The organism is Stenotrophomonas maltophilia group sp. Smal17 (assembly GCF_030237045.1).
GTDB classification, from domain to species: Bacteria; Pseudomonadota; Gammaproteobacteria; order Xanthomonadales; family Xanthomonadaceae; genus Stenotrophomonas; species Stenotrophomonas forensis.
The window spans coordinates 3,026-24,859 of record NZ_JASJSU010000026.1; the positions used below are offsets into that span (position 1 = coordinate 3,026).

The following is a 21,834-nucleotide window of genomic DNA, read 5'->3' on the forward strand; positions in this document are numbered from 1 at the left end:
CCCCCCCCCCCCCCCCCCCCCACTACCGGGCCGACAGCACCTTCAGCACCGCTGCCTCATCCACGTCCGGCACCACTTCGGCACGGCCCATGCCCCGCCACAGCACCAGGCGCAGGCGGCCGGCCACGTTCTTCTTGTCCAGCCGCATGCGGCCGAGCAGGGCCTGCGGGTCCAGCCCGGCCGGGATCGCCACCGGCAGGCCGAGCCGTTCAAGCAGCGCCTGCAGGCGCATGCGGTCGGCATCGTCGGCCAGGCCCAGATCGGTGGACAGCTTCGCCGCCAGCACCATGCCCACCGCCACCGCTTCGCCGTGGTTCAGCGCATCGCGGCCGGGGGCCGAGTAACCCTGTTCGGTCTCGATGGCATGGCCGAAGGTGTGGCCGAGGTTGAGCAGGGCGCGCTCGCCCTTCTCGAACGGATCGCGTTCGACAATCGCGGCCTTGTGCCGGCAGCTGCGTGCGATCGCTTCGGACAGCACTCCGTCTACGCCAGCAACCAGCGCCTCGGCATTCTGCTGCAGCCAGTCGAAGAAGGCGGCATCGCCCAGCGCACCGTACTTCACCACTTCGGCCAGGCCGGCACGCAGTTCGCGCGGTGGCAGGGTGGCCAGCACGCGGGTATCAGCGATCACCGCGCGTGGCGGGTGGAAGGCGCCGACCAGGTTCTTGCCAGCCGGGATGTCCACCGCGGTCTTGCCGCCCACCGACGAATCGACCATCGCCAGCAGGGTGGTCGGCAACTGCACGCAGTCCACGCCACGCATCCAGCACGCCGCAGCGAAGCCCGCCAGGTCGCCGACCACGCCGCCGCCCAGCGCGAACACGCAGGCATCGCGGGTGGCACCCAACGTGGCCAGCGCTTCGATGGCGCGGCCGAACTCGGCCAGGGTCTTGGAGGCTTCGCCCGCAGCCAGCACGTGTTCGCCGATGATCAGGTCGGGACGTGCCGCCAGCAGCGTCTGCTTCACCGACGCCAGATAGCGCGGCGCCACTTCACTGTCGCTGAGCAGCAGCACATGGCGGCCGCGAACGTGCGACGCCAGTGCGGCGCCATCGGCCTGGGCACCGGCGCCGATGGTGATGGAGTAGGGGCGGTCGCCGCCAACGGCGACCTGCAGCAGGGCGGGGGAGGTCATGCGGTCAGGTCCTGGCGCTGCCATTGCGTGGCCAGCTTGACCACCAGATGGGCGGTCGCGTCGGCAGCGGTGTATGGGTCGGTATCGAGGGTGAGGTCGGCCAGCTCGCGGTACAGCGGGTCGCGGTGTGCGGCCAGATCGTGCAGCACCTGCTCGCGGTCCGGGCGCTGCAGCAACGGCCGGCCCTTGTCGCGGGCCAGGCGTTCCAGCTGCGCGGCCACACTGACCCGCAGGTAGACCACGAAGCCGCGCTGGGCGATCAGCGCACGGTTGCCGGGGTCCAGCACCGCACCGCCGCCGGTGGAGACCAGCTGGCCACGGCCTTCCAGCACGCGTGCCAGCGCCTCGCGTTCATGGCTGCGGAAGCCGGCTTCGCCCGAATGCTCGAAAATGGTGGGGATGCTGGCGCCGGCGGCATCGACGATGGCCTGGTCGACATCGACGAAGTCCAGCGTGAAGCGCTCGGCCAGGCGGCGGCCGATGCAGGTTTTGCCGGCGCCCATCGGGCCGATCAGGATCAGGTTCGGAGCAGGATTCATGCCCTCTGATGCTAACACCTCCGTGCCCCGGCCTTTACGTTCTTCACGTCAGGGTAGGCGTTCCTGCGGGGTCTCCCGCGCCAGCCGGAGTACAGGCCATGACGGTCGCCAAGGTCATCGAAATCACCGCCTCCTCGCCGAAAAGTGTGGAGGACGCGGTGCGCAGCGGGCTGAAGAAGGTTTCCGAGACGGTCAAGGGCATCCAGGGCGCCTGGGTGAACGAGACCAAGGTGGTCACCAACGGCAGCGGCGAGATCACCGAATGGCGGGTCAACCTGCGGGTGACGTTCCTGGTGGAGTAGGTGGCCTCAGCGCACGTCCTGCACCTGGCGCTGCCCGTCCAGCACCACCACGTGGTCGGCCAGGGCGGGCAGGGCCTGCAGCGCCTGGCGGCTGACCCGCTCGTAGTACTGCACGAAGCGCTCCAGCTGCGGCCGGCTCATGCCGTGCCGGCCCGGCTGTGCCGCCTGTAGATTCTGTTCCTGCTGCCAGCGCCAGCGCGGCACCACCGAGAAGTCCGGTGGCTGCAGGAACCACAGGCGGTGGCAGCGCTGCCACAGCGCCGGGTAGTCGCGGGCCAGCGCCTGGTTGCACCAGCGCCGCCAGCGGCCATCGGTGTCGGCCTCGCGTTCCAGTGCGTTCAGCGGGCTTTCCAGCGCCTCTTCATCCTGCGCGGGCGTGCCGAGGAACCAGCCTTCGAATACCAGCAGGTCCAGCGGTTGTTGCAGGCGAGGCCACTGCGCCTCGGGCAGGCGCTCATCGGCCAGCTTGTCGAAGCGTGGCATTGCGAAGGGCTGGCGCGCGGCCACGGCGTCGAGCACGGCGTGGGCCAGTAGCAGATCGTGGGTACCGGGCGGGCCGCGGGTGATCAGCAGTGGGTGTACCTGGCGGGCCAGCCGCTGGCGCTGCGCACGGGTCAGGTAGACATCATCGATCGACAGCGTGGCCGCGTTCAGGCCGCGCGCCTGGGCGCGGGCCACCACCTGCGCGGCCAGCGTCGATTTGCCGCTCCCCTGCAGGCCGCTGATCGCCAATACTGGAACTGCCGTGCCGCTGCCCAGCACATCGTCCAGAACCCGCTCGGCCAATGTTTCGGGGAATCCTTTCACCTGGGGCATATACGCAGCAGCGACCATGCAGCCACAATAGCCCAAACCGTGTGAGAAGAACGCAATCATGAGCGACCTGTACGCCGAAGCCCTGTCCACGTTTGCCGGCCTGTTCGAAGAGGCCAAACAGAGCCGCGAGGTCGAGCCGAACGCGATGACCGTGGCCACCGCTGATGCGCAGGGCCGCCCCTCCGCGCGCACCGTGCTGCTGAAGGCGTTCGACGAGCGCGGTTTCGTGTTCTACACCCACCTGGACAGCCACAAGGGCCGGGAACTGCAGGCCAATCCGCAGGCCGCGCTGCTGTTCCTGTGGCGCAGCCTGCGCGAGGCGGGTATCCAGGTGCGCATCGAAGGCCGTGTCGAACAGGTCGCCGATGCCGAAGCCGATGTCTATTTCGCCAGCCGCCCGCGCATGAGCCAGATCGGCGCGTGGGCTTCGCAGCAGTCGAAGACGCTGGCGACGCGTGAGGAATTCGACGCGCGCGTGGCCGAGATCGAAGCCCGCTTCGAGGGCAAGGACGTGCCGCGACCGGAAGGCTGGAGCGGCCTGCGCGTGGTGCCTGACCGCATCGAGTTCTGGTACGGCGCGCAGTTCCGCCTGCACGAGCGCTGGTGCTATGAGGCCGGTGCCGAAGGGCGCTGGAGCAAGCGGCTGCTGTACCCGTGAATGATGCGGCCCGGCTGACGTGTCCTCTGTAGGGCCGAGCCATGCTCAGCCGCTTTCGTAGAGTCGAGCTTGCTCGACTGCTCTATACCCAGTCGAGCAAGCTCGACTCTACGAAAGCGGGTTGTCGTGTTCGGACTGGCCCGCTTCATCTGCGAGCAGGCTGCCAACCGTCACACTGCGATCGATTCCCTCGACATCCGGAGTTGCCATGCCCTCCTGGCGTTGCCTGTTTGCCGTGCCATCACCGCGCCGTGGCGTGGAAGCGTCTCTTCTGCTGCTTGCCCGCATCGTGGCCGGGGTAATGTTCTGCGTCTCCGGCTGGAACAAGGTGTTCACCGAGGCCGGCCGCGAACGCATGGTGCATACGCTGGTCGATGCCGGCATTCCGTTCCCGGTGTTCAATGCGCCGGTGCTCGGCGCAATTGAGTGGATTGCGGGTGGCCTGCTGGTGTTGGGCCTGCTCAGCCGCCCGTCGGCCCTGCTGTTGGCCGCGATCTGCGCGGTGGCAGCACTGACCGATGGCATTGCGCGCATTCCGGCCGGGCTGAGCGTGCCCGATTGGCTGAGCTGGTTCTTCTACCTGAGCGAAGTTCCGCTCGGGGTGCTGCTGTGGATTGCTGCGGTGGGCAGTGGCCGGTTCGCCATCGAGGCGCGCTGGGCGCGCTCGCGCCATCTGTAGAGTCGAGCTTGCTCGACTGCTTTTCTGTGGGGCCGAGCCATGCTCGGCTGATTTTCTCTAGTCGAGCAAGCTCGACTCTACAGCCCTTCCGCGCGCAGCCAGCGCCACAGCGTGGTGCGTGACACGCCCAGCGCCTGCGCCATGCCTTCGCGGTCATTGCGGTGTTCCTGCAGCACGGCTTCCAGCTGCGCACGCGGGGGGCGCTTGCCGTTGCTTTCCACCGGCATGGCAGGGGTGCCCTCGCGCATCAGCTCCGGTGCCAGCTGCATCAACCGCGCGGTGTTGATCAATTCTTCGCCCGGCTGCCAGTGGATGCGCAGGCGATCCACCAGGTTGCGAAGCTCTCGCACGTTACCGGGCCATTCGGCGTTGGTCAGTGTGGTCATTGCAGCCTCGTCCAGCGGCGCGTCGATGCCACGCAGCTGGCGGAAGAAATGCTGTGTCAGCAGCGCAATGTCACTGCGCCGCGCACGCAGCGCGGGCAGGGCAATGCGCAGCGCAGCCAGGCGGTAATACAGGTCGCGGCGGAAACTTCCGGCGGCGGCGCGCTGTTCCAGTGACTGCAGCGTGGCAGCGACGACGCGCAGATCCACGGGGGTGGGTTCGGTGGCACCCACGCGCAGCACTTCGCGTTCTTCCAGCACCCGCAGCAGGCGGGTCTGCAGCGGTAGTGGCAGTTCGCCGATTTCATCCAGGAACAGAGTGCCGCCATCGGCCGCCTCGACCAGGCCGACACGGCCCCCCCGCCGCGCGCCAGTGAAGGCGCCATCGCTGTAACCGAACAGCTCGGCCTCCAGCAATGATTCGCTGATCGCGCCGCAGTTCAGCGCCACGAAGCGTCCACGACGAGCGCTGGCAGCGTGCAGCTGGCGCGCGACCAGTTCCTTGCCGGTGCCAGTCTCGCCGCTGACCAGCACGGTGCTGTCATGCGGCGCATACAGCGCGATCTGTGCGCGCACCTGCGCCATCGCGTCGCTGTCGCCGAGCAGCTCATGCGCATCGGCGCGCGACGCGGCGCGGCGACGCGGGGCAGGGCGGGTGCCACCGGAGCGGGCCAGGGCCTGGGTCAGTTCCAGTGCGTGTTCAAACGCCTGCCGCACCGAATCGGCCGAATACAGCAGCACGCCCGGCAGGCCGGCCTGCTCGGCGTGGTCGATGGCCATGCCGGTGCCGACGATCACCTCGATGCCGTTGGCGCGCAGGTCTGCGATGCAGTCGCGCGCGTCCTCGCGGGTGACAAAGCGCCGATGCTCGATATCCAGGCCGAAGCTCTGCTGGAAGTTGCTGAATACCGGTACGTCACTGGCGTGGGTGACCAGGCCGATGCGGCTGGCGATGCGCCGTGCACGCGCCAGCGCCTCCATCAGGTCGAATCCGTTGGCCTGGATGGGCACCAGCGGCAGGTCGAGCCGGCCGCGCAGCCAGGCGGCGTTGGAGCCACCGGCGATGACCACGTCGCAGTGCTCGCGGCGCAGGCGCTGGCCGATCACGTCCACCGCTTCCTCGAAGCCGAGGTTGATCTGCTCGATGCGCGCACGGCGGTCGAACTCGGGAATGACGTCGCCGAGCAGGCCGGTCAGGCGCGAGACGCTGACCGTCCAGATCACCGGGCGGCCGGGGTCGGTGTCGGCATGGCGCAGGGGCGAGCGGGGCAGGTACATGGCGGTGGCACGGGCGAGTGGTGTTTCATGATACATCCGTTTCAATGTTTCATATGTTTCACTGCTGCGCCATGGTCATGCCTTTGAAATCAACCGCTTGCAGCTTGGCACGGTGTTTGCGCCTACCCCTGCGTTCTTCAACCTGGATTGCCGCATGACCGCTTCCACTCCTTTTTCCGCCGGTGCCCGCTTCCGTGAGGCGCTGGCTGCCGAATCGCCGCTGCAGGTGATCGGCGCGATCAACGCCAACCACGCCCTGCTGGCCAAGCGCGCCGGCTTCCGCGCCATCTACCTGTCCGGTGGCGGCGTTGCCGCCGGCTCGCTGGGCCTGCCGGACCTGGGCATCAACACCCTGGAAGACGTGCTGGTGGATGTGCGTCGCATCACCGATGTCTGCGACCTGCCGTTGATGGTCGACATCGACACCGGCTTCGGCCCGAGCGCGTTCAACATCGCGCGCACCGTGAAGTCGCTGATCAAGGCCGGCGCGGCCGCCTGCCATATCGAAGACCAGGTCGGCGCCAAGCGCTGTGGCCACCGCCCGGGCAAGGAAATTGTGTCGCAGGGTGAAATGGTCGACCGCGTGAAGGCCGCGGCTGACGCCAAGACCGATCCGGACTTCTTCCTGATCGCACGTACCGATGCCATCCAGGTGGACGGCGTGGACAAGGCCATCGAACGCGCCATCGCCTGTGTCGAGGCCGGTGCCGATGGCATCTTCGCCGAGGCCGCCTACGACCTGGACACCTACCGCCGCTTTGTCGACGCGGTGAAGGTGCCGGTGCTGGCCAACATCACTGAATTCGGTGCCACCCCGCTGTTCAGCCGCGATGAACTGGCCTCGGCGGGCGTCGCCATCCAGCTGTTCCCGCTGTCGGCCTTCCGTGCCGCCAACAAGGCCGCCGAGAACGTCTACCAGGCGGTCCGCCGCGATGGCCACCAGCGCAATGTGGTGGAGACCATGCAGACCCGCGAGGAACTCTACGACCGCATCGGCTACCACGCCTTCGAGCAGCAGCTCGATGCCCTGTTCGCCGCCAAGAAATAAGCAGTACCCTGCACCATCAGTTTTCGGAGGGAAAACATGAACGATACGACCGCAACCCCGACCTTCAAGCCGAAGAAGTCCGTCGCCCTGTCCGGCACCGCCGCCGGCAACACCGCGCTGTGCAGCGTCGGCCGCAGCGGCAACGACCTGCATTACCGCGGCTACGACATCCTGGACCTGGCCAACACCAGCGAGTTCGAGGAAATCGCCTACCTGCTGGTGCACGGCAAGCTGCCGACCCGCGCCGAGCTGGTTTCGTACAAGGCCAAGCTGAAGTCGCTGCGTGGCATTCCGGCTGCGGTCAAGGCCGCGCTGGAGGAACTGCCGCCGTCGGCGCACCCGATGGACGTGATGCGCACCGGCGTGTCGGTGCTCGGCTGCGTGGCACCGGAGAAGGATGACCACAACCATCCGGGCGCCCGTGACATCGCCGACAAGCTGATGGCCTGCCTCGGTTCGATGCTGCTGTACTGGTACCACTGGAGCCACAACGGCCGCGCCATCGACGTGGAAACCGACGATGACTCGATCGGCGGCCACTTCCTGCACCTGCTGCATGGCGAGAAGCCGCAGGATTCGTGGGTGAAGGCGATGCACACCTCGCTGATCCTATACGCCGAGCACGAGTTCAACGCCTCGACCTTCACCTGCCGCGTCATCGCTGGCACCGGCAGCGACATGTACAGCGCGATCTGCGGTGGCATCGGCGCGCTGCGCGGCCCGAAGCATGGCGGCGCCAACGAAGTGGCGTTCGAAGTGCAGAAGCGCTACGACAACCCCGATGAGGCCGAGGAAGACATCAAGGCCCGCGTCGAGCGCAAGGAAGTGGTGATCGGTTTCGGCCACCCGGTCTATACCGTCTCCGATCCGCGCAACAAGGTGATCAAGGACGTGGCCCGCGAGCTGTCCGAGGAACAGTCGAGCATGAAGATGTACGACATCGCCGAGCGCCTGGAATCGGTGATGTGGGACATCAAGAAGATGTTCCCGAACCTGGACTGGTTCAGCGCCGTCAGCTACCACATGATGGGCGTGCCGACCGCCATGTTCACCCCCCTGTTCGTGATCGCCCGCACCGCTGGCTGGAGCGCGCACATCGTCGAGCAGCGCATCGACGGCAAGATCATCCGCCCGAGCGCCAACTACATCGGTCCGGAAGACCGCGACTTCGTCGCCATCGACAAGCGCGTCTGATCCACCTGCTGTATCCATCCGGCCGGCCCTGTGCCGGCCGGGTGCTTTCGCCGCCGCACCGCCGGCACCCGGCCCGCCTCAAGCACTCCGCCAGCCCATGAATACCGATTACCGCAAGACCCTTCCCGGCAGCGCGCTGGACTATTTCGACGCGCGTGCCGCTGTCGATGCGATCCAGCCCGGCGCCTATGCCACCCTGCCGTACACCTCGCGCGTGCTGGCCGAGAACCTGGTGCGCCGCTGCGATCCGGCCACGCTCAGCGATTCGCTGAAGCAGCTGATCGAGCGCCGCCGCGACCTCGATTTCCCGTGGTTCCCGGCCCGCGTGGTCTGCCACGACATCCTCGGCCAGACCGCATTGGTCGATCTGGCTGGCCTGCGCGATGCGATCGCCGAAAAGGGCGGTGACCCGGCCAAGGTCAATCCGGTGGTGCCGGTGCAGCTGATCGTTGATCACTCGCTGGCGGTGGAATGCGGTGGATATGACCCGCAGGCGTTCGAGAAGAACCGCGCCATCGAGGATCGCCGCAACGAAGACCGTTTCCACTTCATCGACTGGACCAAGCTGGCGTTCCAGAACGTGGACGTGATTCCGCCGGGCAACGGCATCATGCACCAGATCAACCTGGAGAAGATGTCGCCGGTGGTCTACGTGCAGGACGGCGTGGCCTTCCCCGATACCTGCGTGGGCACCGACAGCCATACCCCGCACGTGGATGCGCTGGGTGTGATCGCGATCGGTGTAGGCGGACTGGAGGCGGAGAACGTGATGCTCGGCCGCGCCTCATGGATGCGCCTGCCCGATACCGTCGGCGTCGAACTGAGTGGTCGCCCGCAGCCGGGCATCACTGCCACCGACGTGGTGCTGGCCCTGACCGAGTTCCTGCGCAAGGAGCGCGTGGTCGGCGCGTGGCTTGAATTCTTCGGCGAGGGTGCGGCGGCACTGACCATCGGTGACCGCGCCACCATCTCCAACATGTGCCCGGAATACGGCGCGACCGCGGCGATGTTCTACATCGACGCGCAGACCATCGACTACCTGCGCCTGACCGGCCGCGAGGAGTCGCAGGTCGCGCTGGTGGAGAACTACGCGCGCACCACCGGCCTGTGGGCCGACTACCTGGCCACCGCGCAGTACGAGCGCGTGCTGCGCTTCGATCTGTCCAGCGTGGTGCGCAACATGGCCGGCCCGTCAAATCCGCACAAGCGCGTGGCCACCGCCGAGCTGGCCGAGCGCGGCATCGCCGACGAAGCCAAGCTGGAAGCGGGCAAGGCCGAGCAGGCGCAGGGCCTGATGCCCGATGGCGCGGTGATCATCGCGGCCATCACCAGCTGCACCAATACCTCCAATCCGCGCAACGTGATCGCCGCCGCGCTGCTGGCGCGCAATGCCAATGCGCGTGGCCTGCAGCGCAAGCCGTGGGTGAAGTCGTCGCTGGCGCCGGGTTCCAAGGCCGTGCAGCTGTACCTGGAAGAGTCCGGCCTGCTGCCGGACCTGGAACAGCTGGGCTTCGGCATCGTGGCGTTTGCCTGCACCACCTGCAACGGCATGAGTGGCGCGCTGGACCCGAAGATCCAGCAGGAAATCATCGACCGTGACCTGTACGCCACGGCTGTGCTGTCGGGCAACCGCAACTTCGATGGCCGCATCCATCCGTACGCCAAGCAGGCCTTCCTGGCTTCGCCGCCGCTGGTGATCGCCTACGCCATCGCCGGCACTGTCCGCTTCGATATCGAGAAGGACGTGCTGGGCGTGGATGCCGACGGCAACGAGGTGCGCCTGAAGGACATCTGGCCGAGCGATGCTGAAATTGATGCCGTGGTGAAGGCTTCGGTGAAGCCCGAGCAGTTCCGCAAGGTCTACAACCCGATGTTCAACGTGCGCGTGGAGCATGGTGCCGCAGTCAGCCCGCTGTACGACTGGCGCCCGCAGAGCACCTATATCCGTCGTCCGCCGTACTGGGAAGGAGCGCTGGCCGGCGAGCGCGCGCTGGCCGGCATGCGCGCGCTGGCGGTGCTGCCGGACAACATCACCACCGACCACCTATCGCCGTCCAACGCGATCATGGCCTCGAGTGCCGCTGGTGAATACCTGGCGAAGATGGGTTTGCCGGAAGAAGACTTCAATTCGTACGCCACCCACCGCGGCGACCACCTGACCGCGCAGCGCGCCACGTTCGCCAATCCGAAGCTGTTCAACGAGATGGTGCGCAACGACGACGGCAGCGTGAAGCAGGGTTCGCTGGCGCGCGTGGAGCCGGAAGGCAAGGTCATGCGCATGTGGGAAGCGATCGAAACCTACATGGACCGCAAGCAGCCGCTGATCATCATCGCCGGTGCCGACTACGGCCAGGGCAGCTCGCGTGACTGGGCCGCCAAGGGCGTGCGCCTGGCTGGCGTGGAAGCGATCGTGGCCGAGGGCTTTGAACGCATCCACCGCACCAACCTGATCGGCATGGGCGTGCTGCCGCTGGAGTTCAAGCCGGGCACCACCCGCCTGACCCTGGGCATCGACGGCACCGAGACCTTCGACGTGGTCGGCGAGCGTACTCCGCGTGCCGAGCTGACCCTGGTCATCCACCGCCGCGACGGCCAGGACGTGATCGTGCCGGTCACCTGCCGCCTGGACAGCGATGAGGAAGTGGCGATCTACGAGGCCGGCGGCGTGCTGCAGCGCTTCGCCCAGGACTTCCTGGAAGGCGCCAGGGTGGCGTAAGGCAGCGGCTGGCTGCCTTGTGTCGAGTTGCCGCCATGCTGGCTTCGGCCCGCATGGCGGTGGTCACGAAGGAGAGGGGCGTTGCCCCATCTGCATGGGAACCGCGTTCTACAACATCGCAGGTACGGTCAACACCGCCTTCATCCTGCTGAGCCTGTTGGGTGTGGGCGCGCAGCTGCGGCTGGTGCGCCGCCGCCGGGAACGTGCGGGCGCGGCTGACAGCGCCACTGCGGTGCTTTCGCTGAACCAGTTCACGGTCAGCTTCCTGGCCTACCTGTCCTTCTTCGTCTATGGCTACAGCATCACGCCGTTCAATCACTTCATTGTCTGGCCGCGCTTGCTCGCGTCGGTACTGGTCATGGCCATCCTGGTGGAGATCTGGCGCGACCGACGGAGCCGCTCCGCTGCGACCAGCGTGCTGACAGCCGCCCTGTTGTTGCTCTGCGCACTGGCCGGGCTGGCCTGGGGTGACCGGCATGTGGATGAGGGCAGGGTAGTCGCCAGCGCGATGATAGTGGTCATTACTGCCTTGCTGGCGCAGGGCTACACGCATCAGATCCTGCTGATCCTGCGCAATGGCCATACCGGTGCAGTGTCGCTGCGGATGAGTCAGTTGATCCTGCTGATGGACCTGTCGACGATCGTGTTTGCCTTCGCCATGGGGATGCAGATGGGATGGCCGTTGCTGCTGCTGGCCGTGGTGAGCGGCAGCACCAAACTGGTCATCCTGTATCTGTTCCGCTGGCAGCAGGGGGCCTCCGCCGCAGATCGTCGGCGACAGCGGTTGCAGCCTGCGTAGTGCGTGTTCCTTACCTTATCGAGAATGTCATGAGCTTCCTTCCCCAACTCCGTATTCCCGCCACCTACATGCGCGGTGGCACCAGCAAGGGCGTGTTCTTCCGCCTGCAGGATCTGCCTGAAGCCGCGCAGGTGCCGGGCGCCGCACGCGATGCACTGCTGATGCGCGTGATCGGTTCGCCCGATCCGTATGGCAAGCAGACCGACGGCATGGGCGGTGCCACCTCCAGCACCAGCAAGTGCGTGATCATTTCCGCCGCTTCGGTGCCTGACCACGACGTGGATTATCTGTACGGCCAGGTCTCGATCGACACCGCCTTCGTCGATTGGAGCGGCAACTGCGGCAATCTCAGCACCGCGGTAGGCCCGTTCGCGATCGCCAACGGCCTGATCGATCCCGCCCGCGTGCCGCGCGATGGCCTGTGTACCGTGCGCATCTGGCAGGCCAACATCGGCAAGACCATCATCGCCCACGTGCCGATGCGCGATGGGCAAGTGCAGGAGACCGGCGATTTCGAGCTGGATGGCGTGACCTTCCCGGCCGCCGAAATCCAGCTGGAATTCATCGATCCCTCCGACGACGGCGATGCCGGCGCGATGTTCCCCACCGGCAATCTGGTGGACACCCTCGACGTACCCGGCGTGGGCAGCTTCGAGGTGACCATGATCACCGCCGGTATTCCGACCATCTTCCTCAACGCCGCCGATCTGGGCTACACCGGCACCGAACTGCAGCCGGCGATCAACGAGGACAAGGCGGCGCTGCAGAAGTTCGAAGCCATCCGTGCGCATGGAGCGCTGCGCATGGGCCTGATCTCGAAACTTGAAGACGCGGCGACCCGCCAGCACACGCCGAAGGTGGCCTTCGTGGCGCCGGCACAGGACTACGTATCGTCCAGCGGCAAGGCCATTGCGGCCTCGGCCATCGACCTGCACGCGCGTGCGCTGTCGATGGGCAAGCTGCACCACGCGATGATGGGTACCGCGGCCGTGGCGATCGGCACCGCGGCGGCGATTCCAGGCACCCTGGTCAATCGTGCTGCCGGTGGCGGCGAACGAGAGGCGGTGACCTTCGGCCATCCCTCCGGCACGCTGCGCGTGGGCGCGCAGGCCGGCCGCGTTGACGGCCAGTGGACGGTGACCAAGGCCATCATGAGCCGCAGTGCCCGCGTATTGATGGAAGGCAAGGTGCGGGTGCCGGCCGAATAGTGCTCTGGTAGCTGCCAACCTTGGTTGGCTTGGTGCACGGGCAACCGTGCACCGCAACGAGGAGATCGACGATGTCCAGCAACCCCGTTCCATCCAACGAACGTGCAGCGTGGGATGCGCTGCTGGTGGACATTGTCGACTACGTACGCGACGCGCGCATCGACTCACCGCTGGCGTTCCAGACCGCGCATCACTGCCTGCTCGATACGCTGGGCTGCGGGCTGGAAGCGTTGTCTTTCCCGGCCTGCAGCAAGCTGCTGGGGCCGCTGGTGCCGGGCATCAGCGTGGTCAACGGTGCGCGCGTACCGGGTACGCACTATGTGCTGGACCCGGTGCAGGCCGCCTTCAACCTCGGCGCGATGGTGCGCTGGCTGGATTTCAACGACACCTGGTTGGCCGCCGAATGGGGGCATCCGTCGGACAATCTCGGCGGCATCCTCGCCGTCTGTGATTGGCTGGGACGAAACGCACAGGCCCTGCGTCGCCCGCCGCCGACCCTGCACGACGTGCTGCTGGCGATGATCAAGGCGCACGAGATCCAGGGCGTGCTGGCCCTGCAGAATTCGTTCAACCGGGTCGGGCTGGACCATGTGGTGCTGGTCAAGGTGGCCACCACCGCGGTGGTCGCGCACCTGCTCGGGCTGGATCGCGAACGCATGCTCAATGCGCTGTCGCTGGCCTGGGTCGATGGCCAGGCGCTGCGGACCTACCGTCATGCGCCCAACACCGGCTCGCGCAAGAGCTGGGCGGCGGGCGATGCGACCAGCCGTGGCGTGCGCCTCGCCTTGATGGCGGCCAGTGGCGAGATGGGTTACCCAAGCGTACTGAGCGCACCGACCTGGGGCTTTGAGGCAGTGTCGATGCATGGCCAGCAGCTGACGCTGGGGCGGCCGCTGGGCAGTTATGTGATGGAGAACGTGCTGTTCAAGATCAGCTACCCGGCCGAGTTCCACGGCCAGACCGCGGTCGAGGCCGCGATCACGCTGCACCAGCAGCTGCGCGCGACGGGGCGCCGGGTCGAAGACATCGCGCACATCGCGATCCGCACCCAGGAAGCCTGCATCCGCATCATCGACAAGCAGGGCCCGCTGCACAATCCGGCCGACCGTGACCACTGCGTGCAGTACATGGTCGCCATCGCGCTGCTGCATGGGCGGCTGGTGGCCGAGGATTACGAGGACGACGTTGCCGCCGATCCGCGCATCGACGCGCTGCGCGCGAAGATGGCCTGCCATGAGGATCCGCGGCTCAGCGCCGATTACCTTGACCCGGACAAGCGCAGCATTGCCAACGGCCTGAGCGTGCGTTTCACCGATGGCAGCGAACTGCCGGAGGTGCTGGTGGAGTACCCGCTCGGTCACGCCCGGCGCCGCGAGGAAGGCATCCCGCTGCTGATGGACAAGTTCCGCCGGCACCTGGCCCACCGTTTCCCGACCGTCCAGCAGCAACGCATCCTGGCCGCGTCGCTGGACCCGGTGGCACTGGCGGCGATGCCGGTGACCGACTACGTGGACCTGTACCTGCCGGGGTAGGGGCGCGTTGGTGGGTGCCAATCTTGGTTGGCATGAGGGCGCCAACCAAGGTTGGCGGCTACCGGTCCTGCCGGTCAGCGGCCGGCACTACCCGCCCCGGGCAATTGCCGGATTCGCGTCAACACCTTGACGCGGCGCGCCTATAATGGCCACCTCGATCAAGGAGTGACGGCATGAGCGGTCCGGCGCGGCGGAAGCGGTGGGGATGGGCGGCGGCGGTACTGGCAGGAGGCCTGTTGCTGGGCCTGGCCGGCTGCCGCAACGACAGTGGGCAGTTGCCCAAGACCAGCGGTGAAGCGATCACCACCAAAGCCGAGCAGGTGAAGGAGTTCACCCTGCTGCGCGCCTACCCGGACCAGAAGAATGACGGCCTGTCGCTGGCGCTGGAGTTCTCGCGCCCGCTGGTCGGCACCCAGGACTTCGACAAGCTGGTGCGCTTCGAAGAGAAGGTCGGCACCGATGACAGCAGCTGGACGCTGTCCGACGACGGCCTGACCCTGCGCTACCCGTTCGTCGAGGCCGGCAAGGAATTCAGCCTGGTGGTCTCGGCCGACCTGCTGGCCGCCGATGGCAGCCGCCTGGGCAAGGAACTGAAGCAGAAGGTGTTCAGCGGCGAGCTGAAGCCGGTGGTCGGCTTCGCCTCGCAGGGCAGCGTGCTGCCGGCCAAGGACAGCCGCGGCCTGCCGGTGGTCTCGGTGAACGTGCCGGAGGTCGACGTCGAGTTCCTGCGCGTGCGCGAGAAGGACCTGCCGACCTTCTTCAGCCAGTACCAGCGCGGCGGCCGCCGTGGCAGCTGGGAACTGAGCAGCGACTACGAGCGCAGCCCGATCAACAAGCTGGCCGAGCCGGTCTACGTCAACCGCTTCATCCTCGGTGGCAAGCAGAACGAGCGGGTGCTGACCTACCTGCCGACCCAGGACATCAAGGAGCTGCAGGAGCCGGGCCTGTATTTCGCCCTGCTCAAGCGTACCGGTGACTATGAAGGCGAGTTCGATACCGCGTTCTTCTCGGTCAGTGACATCGGCCTGCATACCCGTGCCTACAAGGACAAGCTGTTCGTGCACACTGCCGGCCTGAAGGACGGCGCGCCGCTGAAGGGCATCGACCTGCGCGTGCTCGATGCCAAGGGCGAGGTGGTCCTGAAGGGCAGCACCGACGGCAACGGCAACGCGTTGCTGAACTACACCCTGGATGCGACCCACGTGCTGGTCGCCAGCAGCGGCAAGGACACCAGCTTCCTGCCGTTCAACCAGCCGGCGCTGGACCTGAGCGAATTCGCCGTGGCCGGTCGTGACAATGCCTGGTTCGACGTCTACGCGTGGTCGGGGCGTGACCTGTATCGCCCGGGCGAGACCGTGCGCCTGTCCGCACTGCTGCGCGACAACGATGGCAAGCCGGTCAAGGCTCAGCCGGTATTCCTGCGCCTGAAGCAGCCCGACGGCAAGACCTTCCGTGAGACTCGCCTGCAGCCGGGCGACCAGGGCTACATCAACTTCGAGCAGGTGATCCCGGCCGAAGCGCCGACCGGGCGCTGGCAGGTCGAGTTCCGTACCGACCCGGCCAGCAAGGAAGCGATCCAGGGCATGACCCTGCGCATCGAGGAGTTCCTGCCCGAGCGCATGAAGCTGGACCTGGACAGCGCACAGAAGACCCTGAAGCCGGGCGAAGAGCTGCGCCTGCAGGCCAACGGCGCGTACCTGTATGGCGCGCCGGCCGATGGCAACCGCTTCACCGCGCGCATGGCGGTGGCGGCCGAACAGAAGCCGGTGGACGGCCTGCCGGGGTATTTCTTCGGCGACCCGACCCTGCAGCTGCCGCGCGAAGCCAAGGACGTGATCGATACCACGCTGCCGGCCAATGGCCAGCTGCGCGAGGACGTGGCATTGCCGGAAGAGGCGGCCAAGGCCAAGGCGCCGATCGCGGTGGTGCTGTCCGGCAGCCTGTATGAAACCGGTGGCCGCACGGTCACCCGTACCCTGAAGCGGGTGATGTGGCCGGCCAACGCGCTGGTCGGCGTGCGCCCGCTGTTCAACCCCGATGATGGCGCCGATTCCAACGGCAATGCGCGCTTCGAGCTGATGCGCGTGGACGCCGCCGGTAACCCGCAGCCGGCAAAGGGCCTGAAGGTCACCCTGGTGCGCGAACTGCGCGATTATCACTGGACCTTCAACGACAACCGCTGGGATTACGATTTCACCCGCCGCTTCGAGAACAAGGAAACCCGCACCGTCGACGCCGGCAGCAGCGCGGTCGCCTTCGATTTCCCGGTGGAGTGGGGCGAATACCGGGTGGACGTGTTCGATCCGTCCACCGGCCTGACCAGCCGCTACCCGTTCCGCGCCGGCTGGAGCTGGGGCGATGACAACCGCGGCCTGGACGCACGCCCGGACAAGGTCAAGCTGGGCCTGGACAAGACCGGCTACAAGGCCGGTGACACCCTGGAAGTGACGGTGACCCCGCCGCACGCCGGCAAGGGCATCCTGATGGTCGAGACCGACCGCATGCTGTACGTGCAGGACATCGAGGCCAAGCCGGGTTCGACCTTCAAGATTCCGGTCACCGCCGACTGGGAGCGGCATGACGTCTACATCACCGCGCTGGTGTTCCGGGGCGGCAGTGCGCCGAGCAAGATCACCCCGGCGCGTGCCGTGGGCGTGGTGCATGTGCCGATGGACCGCAAGGGCCGCACCGTGGCCGTCGGCCTGGTCGCGCCCAAGCAGATGCGCCCGGAGCAGGACCTGCCGGTAACGGTCAGCGCACCGCAGCTGGCGGGCAAGACCGCACACGTCACCGTGTCGGCGGTGGACGTGGGCATCCTCAACATCACCCGCTTCCCGGTGCCGGATGCCGGCGCGCACTTCTTCGCGCAGCGTCGTCTCGGCATTGATGCCTACGACATCTACAGCCGGGTGATCGAGAGCTTCGACGGTGGCGCCGGCAAGCTGAAGTTCGGCGGTGACATGGCGCTGCAGGCGTTGCCGCAGGCCAAGCGCCCCACCGCCCGCGTGCAGACCGTGGACCTGTTCTCCGGCCCGGTGCAGCTCGATGCCAAGGGCATCGCCCGCATCCGCCTGAAGGTGCCGGACTTCAACGGCACCCTGCGCGTGTCGGCACTGGTCTACAGCGATGACCAGTACGGCAAGCGCGACGTGGAAACCGTGGTGCGTGCGCCGATCCTGGCCGAGGCCAGCATGCCGCGCGTGCTGGCGCCGGGCGACCGCAGCACCGTGACCCTGGACGTGCAGAATTTCACCGGCAAGCCGGGCCAGTTCAACGTGAAGGTGGAAAGCGAGGGGCCGCTGAACCTGGGCGAGGGCAGCCGCAGCGTGCAGTTGAATGCCGATGCCAAGACCACGTTGAGCTTCCCGCTGTCGGCGCGCGAAGGCCACAGCGTGGCCAAGGTGCGGGTGCGCGTGGATGGCAACGGCTTCAAGGCCGATCGCCGTTACGAGCTGCCGGTGCGTGCGGCGTGGCCGCAGGTGCTGCGTTCGCAGGTGCGCACGCTCGATCCGCTGGCCGCGGTCAGCCTCGACAACAGCCTGACCGATGGCCTGATGTCCGAATCGGTGAATGCGCGGCTGCTGGTCAGCCCGCTGCCGCCGATTCCGTTCGCCAGTGCGCTGCAGGGCGCGTTGAATTACCCCTATGGCTGTGCCGAACAGACCACCAGCAAGGGCTACGCCGCGCTGATCCTGGACCAGGCCACGTCGTCGATGCTTGGCGCCGACGGCCTGGACGCCAAGACCCGCCGCGAGCGCATGGAAGGCGCGTTCGGTCGCCTGGCGTCGATGCAGGTGGCCAATGGCAACTTCTCGATGTGGGGTGACGACGGTTACGTGAACCCGTGGCTGACCCCGTACATCACCGAGTTCCTGCTCGACGCCAAGGATGCCGGCTTCGCGGTGCCCGACAACGTGCTGCAGAAGGCGCTCAACCGCCTCAGCGAGGACCTGCTGTCCGGTGGCAACCAGTTCTACGGCCAGGACGACCGCGAGAAGCTGAAGTTCGCCAACCAGGCGTATTCGGGCTATGTGCTGGCCCGGGTGAACCGCGCGCCGCTGGGTACCCTGCGCACGCTGTACGACAACGAGCGCAGCAAGGCGGTCGGCGGCCTGTCGCTGGTCCACCTGGGCGTGGCGCTGTCGCTGCAGGGCGATGCCAAGCGTGGCCAGGCGGCATTGGCCGCGGCCTTCGCCAAATCCAGCAGCGAACGCCCGTCGTACTTCGGCGACTACGGCAGCGCGATCCGTGATGACGCGCTGATGATCGCGCTGACCCACGAAAACAAGCTGGCCAAGCCGGCCTGGGATGCGCGTGCGGTGGATCTGGGCCGTGGCCTGGATGCGCGCCGCAATGCCGGCTGGATGTGGCTCAGCACGCAGGAACAGGTGGCCATCGCCCGCCTCGGCAAGGCCCTGGCTGCCAACCAGAAGGCGCTGGTGGCCGGTGAGCTGGTGATCGGCGGCACGACCGAAGCGATCAGCGAACGCAAGCTGTTCGGCCGCAACTTCAGCGCCAGCGAACTGGCCAGTGGCGTGCGCTTCACCCCGCAGGGCCAGCCGCCGATGTTCGCCAGCATCGACGTGGCCGGCATCCCGCGCAGCGCGCCGGCACCGGACAACAGCGTGCTCGGCATCGAGCGCAGCTACTACGGCACCGATGGCAAGCCATGGTCGCCGCGCCCGCTGAAGGAAGGCGAGGCGCTGATCGTGCGCGTCACCGTCACCGCCGATACCACGATGCCCGACGCGCTGCTGACCGACCTGCTGCCGGCCGGCCTGGAGATCGAGAACTTCAACCTGGGCGATGCGAAGCAGTGGGCTGACGTGGTGGTCGATGGCATCACCATCAGCGACCGCGGTGAAGCGGCCGATACCAAGCATGAAGAGTTCCGCGACGACCGCTACGTGGCCGCGCTGAAGCTCTCGCGTGGCAGCAAGGCCAACGTGTTCTACCTGGTGCGCGCGGTGACCCCGGGTACCTACTCGGTGCCGCCGCCGCTGGTGGAGGACATGTACCGCCCGCAGCTGCGTGGCGTGGGCCGCAGCAACCCGACCACGATCACGGTGGTGCAGCCGTGACCGCGCGGACGGGCCGCGACGGCGCGGCCCGTCCCCCTGGCAACCTGCAATGAAACGCACGATGACGACCCGGCTGGCGGCCCTGCGCCGCTGGCTGCGGCCGCTGTGGCCGTGGCTGCGATGGGGCACGGCCGCTACGCTGGCGCTGCTGCTGGTGCTGGATTTCGCCTTCCCGCCGCCGCTGCCGAAGCAGCGCGATACCAGCACCCTGGTGGTGGCTGCCGACGGCACGCCGCTGCGTGCATTTGCCGATGCCGAAGGCGTGTGGCGCTATCCGGCGTCGATCGACAGCGTCTCGCCGTTGTACCTGCAGGCGCTGCTGACCTACGAAGACCGCTGGTTCTGGCGGCATCCGGGCATCAACCCGCTGGCGATCCTGCGTGCCAGTGGCCAGCTGCTGCGCGGCGGCCGCATCGTGTCCGGCGGTTCGACCCTGACCATGCAGGTCGCACGCATCCTCGACCCGCACACGCGCACGCCGTGGGGCAAGCTCAAGCAGATGCTGCGCGCGGTGCAGCTGGAAGTGCACCTGAGCAAGCGGCAGATCCTGGCCCTGTACCTGGAGCGCGCGCCTTACGGGGGCACCATCGAGGGCGTGGAAGCGGCCAGCTGGGCCTACCTGGGCAAGCCGGCGGCGCAGTTGTCGCACGCCGAGGCTGCGTTGCTGGCGGTGCTGCCGCAGGCGCCGAGCCGGCTGCGCCCGGACCGCCACCCGGAAGCGGCGCAGAAGGCGCGCGACAAGGTGCTGTCACGCATGGCCGAACTGGGTGCGTGGACGCCGGACGAGGTGGAGGACGCGCGCATCGAGAACGTGGTGGCACGCTCGCTGCGGCCGCCGCTGCACGCCGCGCTGCTGGCCCAGCGCCTGCATTCGGCGCATCCGGGCCAGGCACGCATCCAGAGCAGCATCGACATCGGCCTGCAGCGTACGCTGGAAGAACGCGTGGCCAGCTACTTCTCGACGCTGCCGGAACGCACGTCTGCAGCGCTGTTGGTGGTCGACAACCAGACCCTGCAGGCGCGCGCTTATGTCGGCACCCTGGCGTTCGGCGACCGCCAGCGGCTGGGCCACGTGGACATGGTGCAGGCCTGGCGTTCGCCGGGCTCCACGCTCAAACCATTCCTGTACGCAATGGCGCTGGATGATGGCCTGATCCATTCGGAAAGCCTGCTGGTCGACGCACCGCAGAGTTTCGGCAGCTACCGCCCCGGCAATTTCGACATGGCGTTCAACGGGCCGATCGGGGCCGCCAGCGCGTTGCGGCTGTCGCTGAATGTGCCTTCGGTGGACCTGCTGCAGCGGGTCGGCGCGGCGCGCTTTGCCGCGCGCCTGTCGCACGCCGGCATCCAGCTGCGCTTCCCGCCTGGCAGCACGCCCAACCTGTCGTTGATCCTGGGCGGCACCGGCGCGCGCCTGGAGGATCTGGTCGGCGCGTTCGCTGCGCTGAACCGCAACGGCATCGCCGGCCGCGTGCGCTACACCGATGACGAGCCGATGATCGAGCGCCGCCTGGCCTCGCCGGGCGCCAGCTGGATCGTGCGCGAGATGCTGGAGTCGAACCCGCGCCCGGGTTACAGCGTCGGCACGTTCGACGTCGGTGGCCGCCCCCGTGTGGCCTGGAAGACCGGCACCAGTTATGGCTACCGCGATGCATGGGCGATCGGCAGCACCCGCCACTACACCGTGGGCGTGTGGGTGGGACGTCCGGACGGCACGCCGCTTCCCGGCCAGTACGGCGCGGTCACCGCACTGCCGCTGATGTTCGAGGTGGTCGATAGCCTGCCGCGCCAGCGCGGTGATTCGGCTGCCGCACCGATGCCGGCCAGCGTCAGCCAGGAAGACATCTGCTGGCCGACCGGCGAGCGGGCCGAAGGCCTGCCGGCGGCGCTGTGCCAGCGGCGGATGCCGGCGTATCTGCTTGAGGGCGCCGCACCGCCGACCTTCCCCGAGCGAGAGGCGCGGCGCTGGCAACCAGGCCGCCAGCGCTACCTGGCCGATGCGCGCAGCGGCCTGCGGGTGTCTGCTGATTGCAGCGCGCCCCATGAAGAAGTGGCGCGCGAGATCGCGCGCTGGCCGGCGCTGCTGTCGCCCTGGCTGTCCAAGGCCACGCGCGAGGCCTCGCAGCTGCCGCCGTTGTCGCCGGATTGCCGTGATGATGGCCGCGAGGCCAGCGTCGCGCTGCACATCGACGGGCTCAATGACGGCGCCACGCTGGCGCGTGCGCCGAATGCGGAGCATGGCGTGCGCCTGCAGCTGCGCGCGCTGGGCAGCGAGCAGGCGGTGGACTGGCTGCTGGATGGACGCTGGATCGCACAGACCCGTGGCGCGCAGCTGATGCAGCGTGAGTTCGCCGACCCGGGCGCACACACCCTGACCGCGCTGGCGGCCGATGGGGCATGGACGCAGGTGCGGTTCAACGTCCTGCGGTAGCGCCAGGCCCTTGTAGAGTCGAGCCATGCTCGACT

15 protein-coding genes are annotated in these 21,834 nt (G+C 67.5%); 11 read left to right on the forward strand and 4 right to left on the reverse strand.

Going from position 1 to position 21,834, the window contains the following annotated elements:
• Positions 1 to 22: 22 nt before the first annotated feature.
• Entirely contained in the window at positions 23 to 1,135 is a 1,113-nt protein-coding gene (gene aroB / locus QRO93_RS09310; protein ID WP_180880383.1) for a 3-dehydroquinate synthase, read from the reverse strand.
• Complete coding sequence (locus tag QRO93_RS09315) at positions 1,132 to 1,674, reverse strand: shikimate kinase (RefSeq protein WP_010482764.1); 543 nt, start codon at positions 1,672 to 1,674, stop codon at positions 1,132 to 1,134. Before QRO93_RS09315 ends, aroB begins: the two co-directional genes overlap by 4 nt.
• 98 nt (positions 1,675 to 1,772) lie before the next feature.
• On the opposite strand from QRO93_RS09315, the gene QRO93_RS09320 reads away from it, so the two are divergent.
• Positions 1,773 to 1,976: a dodecin family protein gene (locus tag QRO93_RS09320; protein ID WP_005410663.1), complete on the forward strand. Its 204-nt coding sequence runs from the start codon at positions 1,773 to 1,775 to the stop codon at positions 1,974 to 1,976.
• 6 nt (positions 1,977 to 1,982) lie between these two features.
• On the opposite strand, the gene QRO93_RS09325 is transcribed toward QRO93_RS09320, so the two are convergent.
• A complete protein-coding gene (locus QRO93_RS09325) occupies positions 1,983 to 2,810 on the reverse strand; it encodes a kinase (RefSeq protein ID WP_285304115.1) in 828 nt (275 codons plus the stop codon).
• 40 nt (positions 2,811 to 2,850) lie between these two features.
• Between QRO93_RS09325 and pdxH the strand changes: the two genes are divergently transcribed.
• Both pdxH and QRO93_RS09335 read left to right on the forward strand, forming a co-directional pair.
• The gene (gene pdxH / locus QRO93_RS09330; RefSeq protein ID WP_053450514.1) at positions 2,851 to 3,450 is read left to right on the forward strand and encodes a pyridoxamine 5'-phosphate oxidase; all 600 of its coding nucleotides are present in this window, start codon (positions 2,851 to 2,853) and stop codon (positions 3,448 to 3,450) included.
• Positions 3,451 to 3,658: 208 nt separating this feature from the next.
• On the forward strand, positions 3,659 to 4,129 hold the full coding sequence (locus tag QRO93_RS09335) for a DoxX family protein (RefSeq protein ID WP_180880378.1): 471 nt from the start codon (positions 3,659 to 3,661) through the stop codon (positions 4,127 to 4,129).
• Positions 4,130 to 4,206: 77 nt separating this feature from the next.
• Here QRO93_RS09335 and prpR read toward each other — a convergent pair whose 3' ends face one another.
• Positions 4,207 to 5,790 carry a propionate catabolism operon regulatory protein PrpR gene (prpR, locus tag QRO93_RS09340; protein WP_180880375.1) on the reverse strand — a complete coding sequence of 528 codons (1,584 nt, stop codon included), beginning with the start codon at positions 5,788 to 5,790 and terminating at the stop codon, positions 4,207 to 4,209.
• Positions 5,791 to 5,944: 154 nt separating this feature from the next.
• On the opposite strand from prpR, the gene prpB reads away from it, so the two are divergent.
• The 8 genes from prpB to pbpC all read left to right on the forward strand — a co-directional run bounded on the left by prpB (position 5,945) and on the right by pbpC (position 21,799).
• Positions 5,945 to 6,838: a methylisocitrate lyase gene (gene prpB / locus QRO93_RS09345; RefSeq protein WP_010482769.1), complete on the forward strand. Its 894-nt coding sequence runs from the start codon at positions 5,945 to 5,947 to the stop codon at positions 6,836 to 6,838.
• Between the two features lie 36 nt (positions 6,839 to 6,874).
• On the forward strand, positions 6,875 to 8,032 hold the full coding sequence (gene prpC / locus QRO93_RS09350; protein WP_008265338.1) for a 2-methylcitrate synthase: 1,158 nt from the start codon (positions 6,875 to 6,877) through the stop codon (positions 8,030 to 8,032).
• Between the two features lie 97 nt (positions 8,033 to 8,129).
• A complete protein-coding gene (gene acnD, locus QRO93_RS09355) occupies positions 8,130 to 10,748 on the forward strand; it encodes a Fe/S-dependent 2-methylisocitrate dehydratase AcnD (RefSeq protein ID WP_180880373.1) in 2,619 nt (872 codons plus the stop codon).
• Positions 10,749 to 10,842: 94 nt separating this feature from the next.
• A complete protein-coding gene (locus QRO93_RS09360) occupies positions 10,843 to 11,547 on the forward strand; it encodes a hypothetical protein (protein WP_180880370.1) in 705 nt (234 codons plus the stop codon).
• A 29-nt stretch (positions 11,548 to 11,576) separates the two neighbouring features.
• The gene (gene prpF, locus QRO93_RS09365; protein WP_180880367.1) at positions 11,577 to 12,755 is read left to right on the forward strand and encodes a 2-methylaconitate cis-trans isomerase PrpF; all 1,179 of its coding nucleotides are present in this window, start codon (positions 11,577 to 11,579) and stop codon (positions 12,753 to 12,755) included.
• A gap of 71 nt (positions 12,756 to 12,826) precedes the next feature.
• Positions 12,827 to 14,287, forward strand: a complete 1,461-nt coding sequence (locus QRO93_RS09370) for a bifunctional 2-methylcitrate dehydratase/aconitate hydratase (RefSeq protein ID WP_053450508.1) — start codon at positions 12,827 to 12,829, stop codon at positions 14,285 to 14,287.
• A gap of 173 nt (positions 14,288 to 14,460) precedes the next feature.
• Entirely contained in the window at positions 14,461 to 19,368 is a 4,908-nt protein-coding gene (locus QRO93_RS09375) for an alpha-2-macroglobulin (protein WP_180880365.1), read from the forward strand.
• A 49-nt stretch (positions 19,369 to 19,417) separates the two neighbouring features.
• Entirely contained in the window at positions 19,418 to 21,799 is a 2,382-nt protein-coding gene (gene pbpC / locus QRO93_RS09380; protein WP_180880363.1) for a penicillin-binding protein 1C, read from the forward strand.
• Positions 21,800 to 21,834 lie beyond the last annotated feature (35 nt).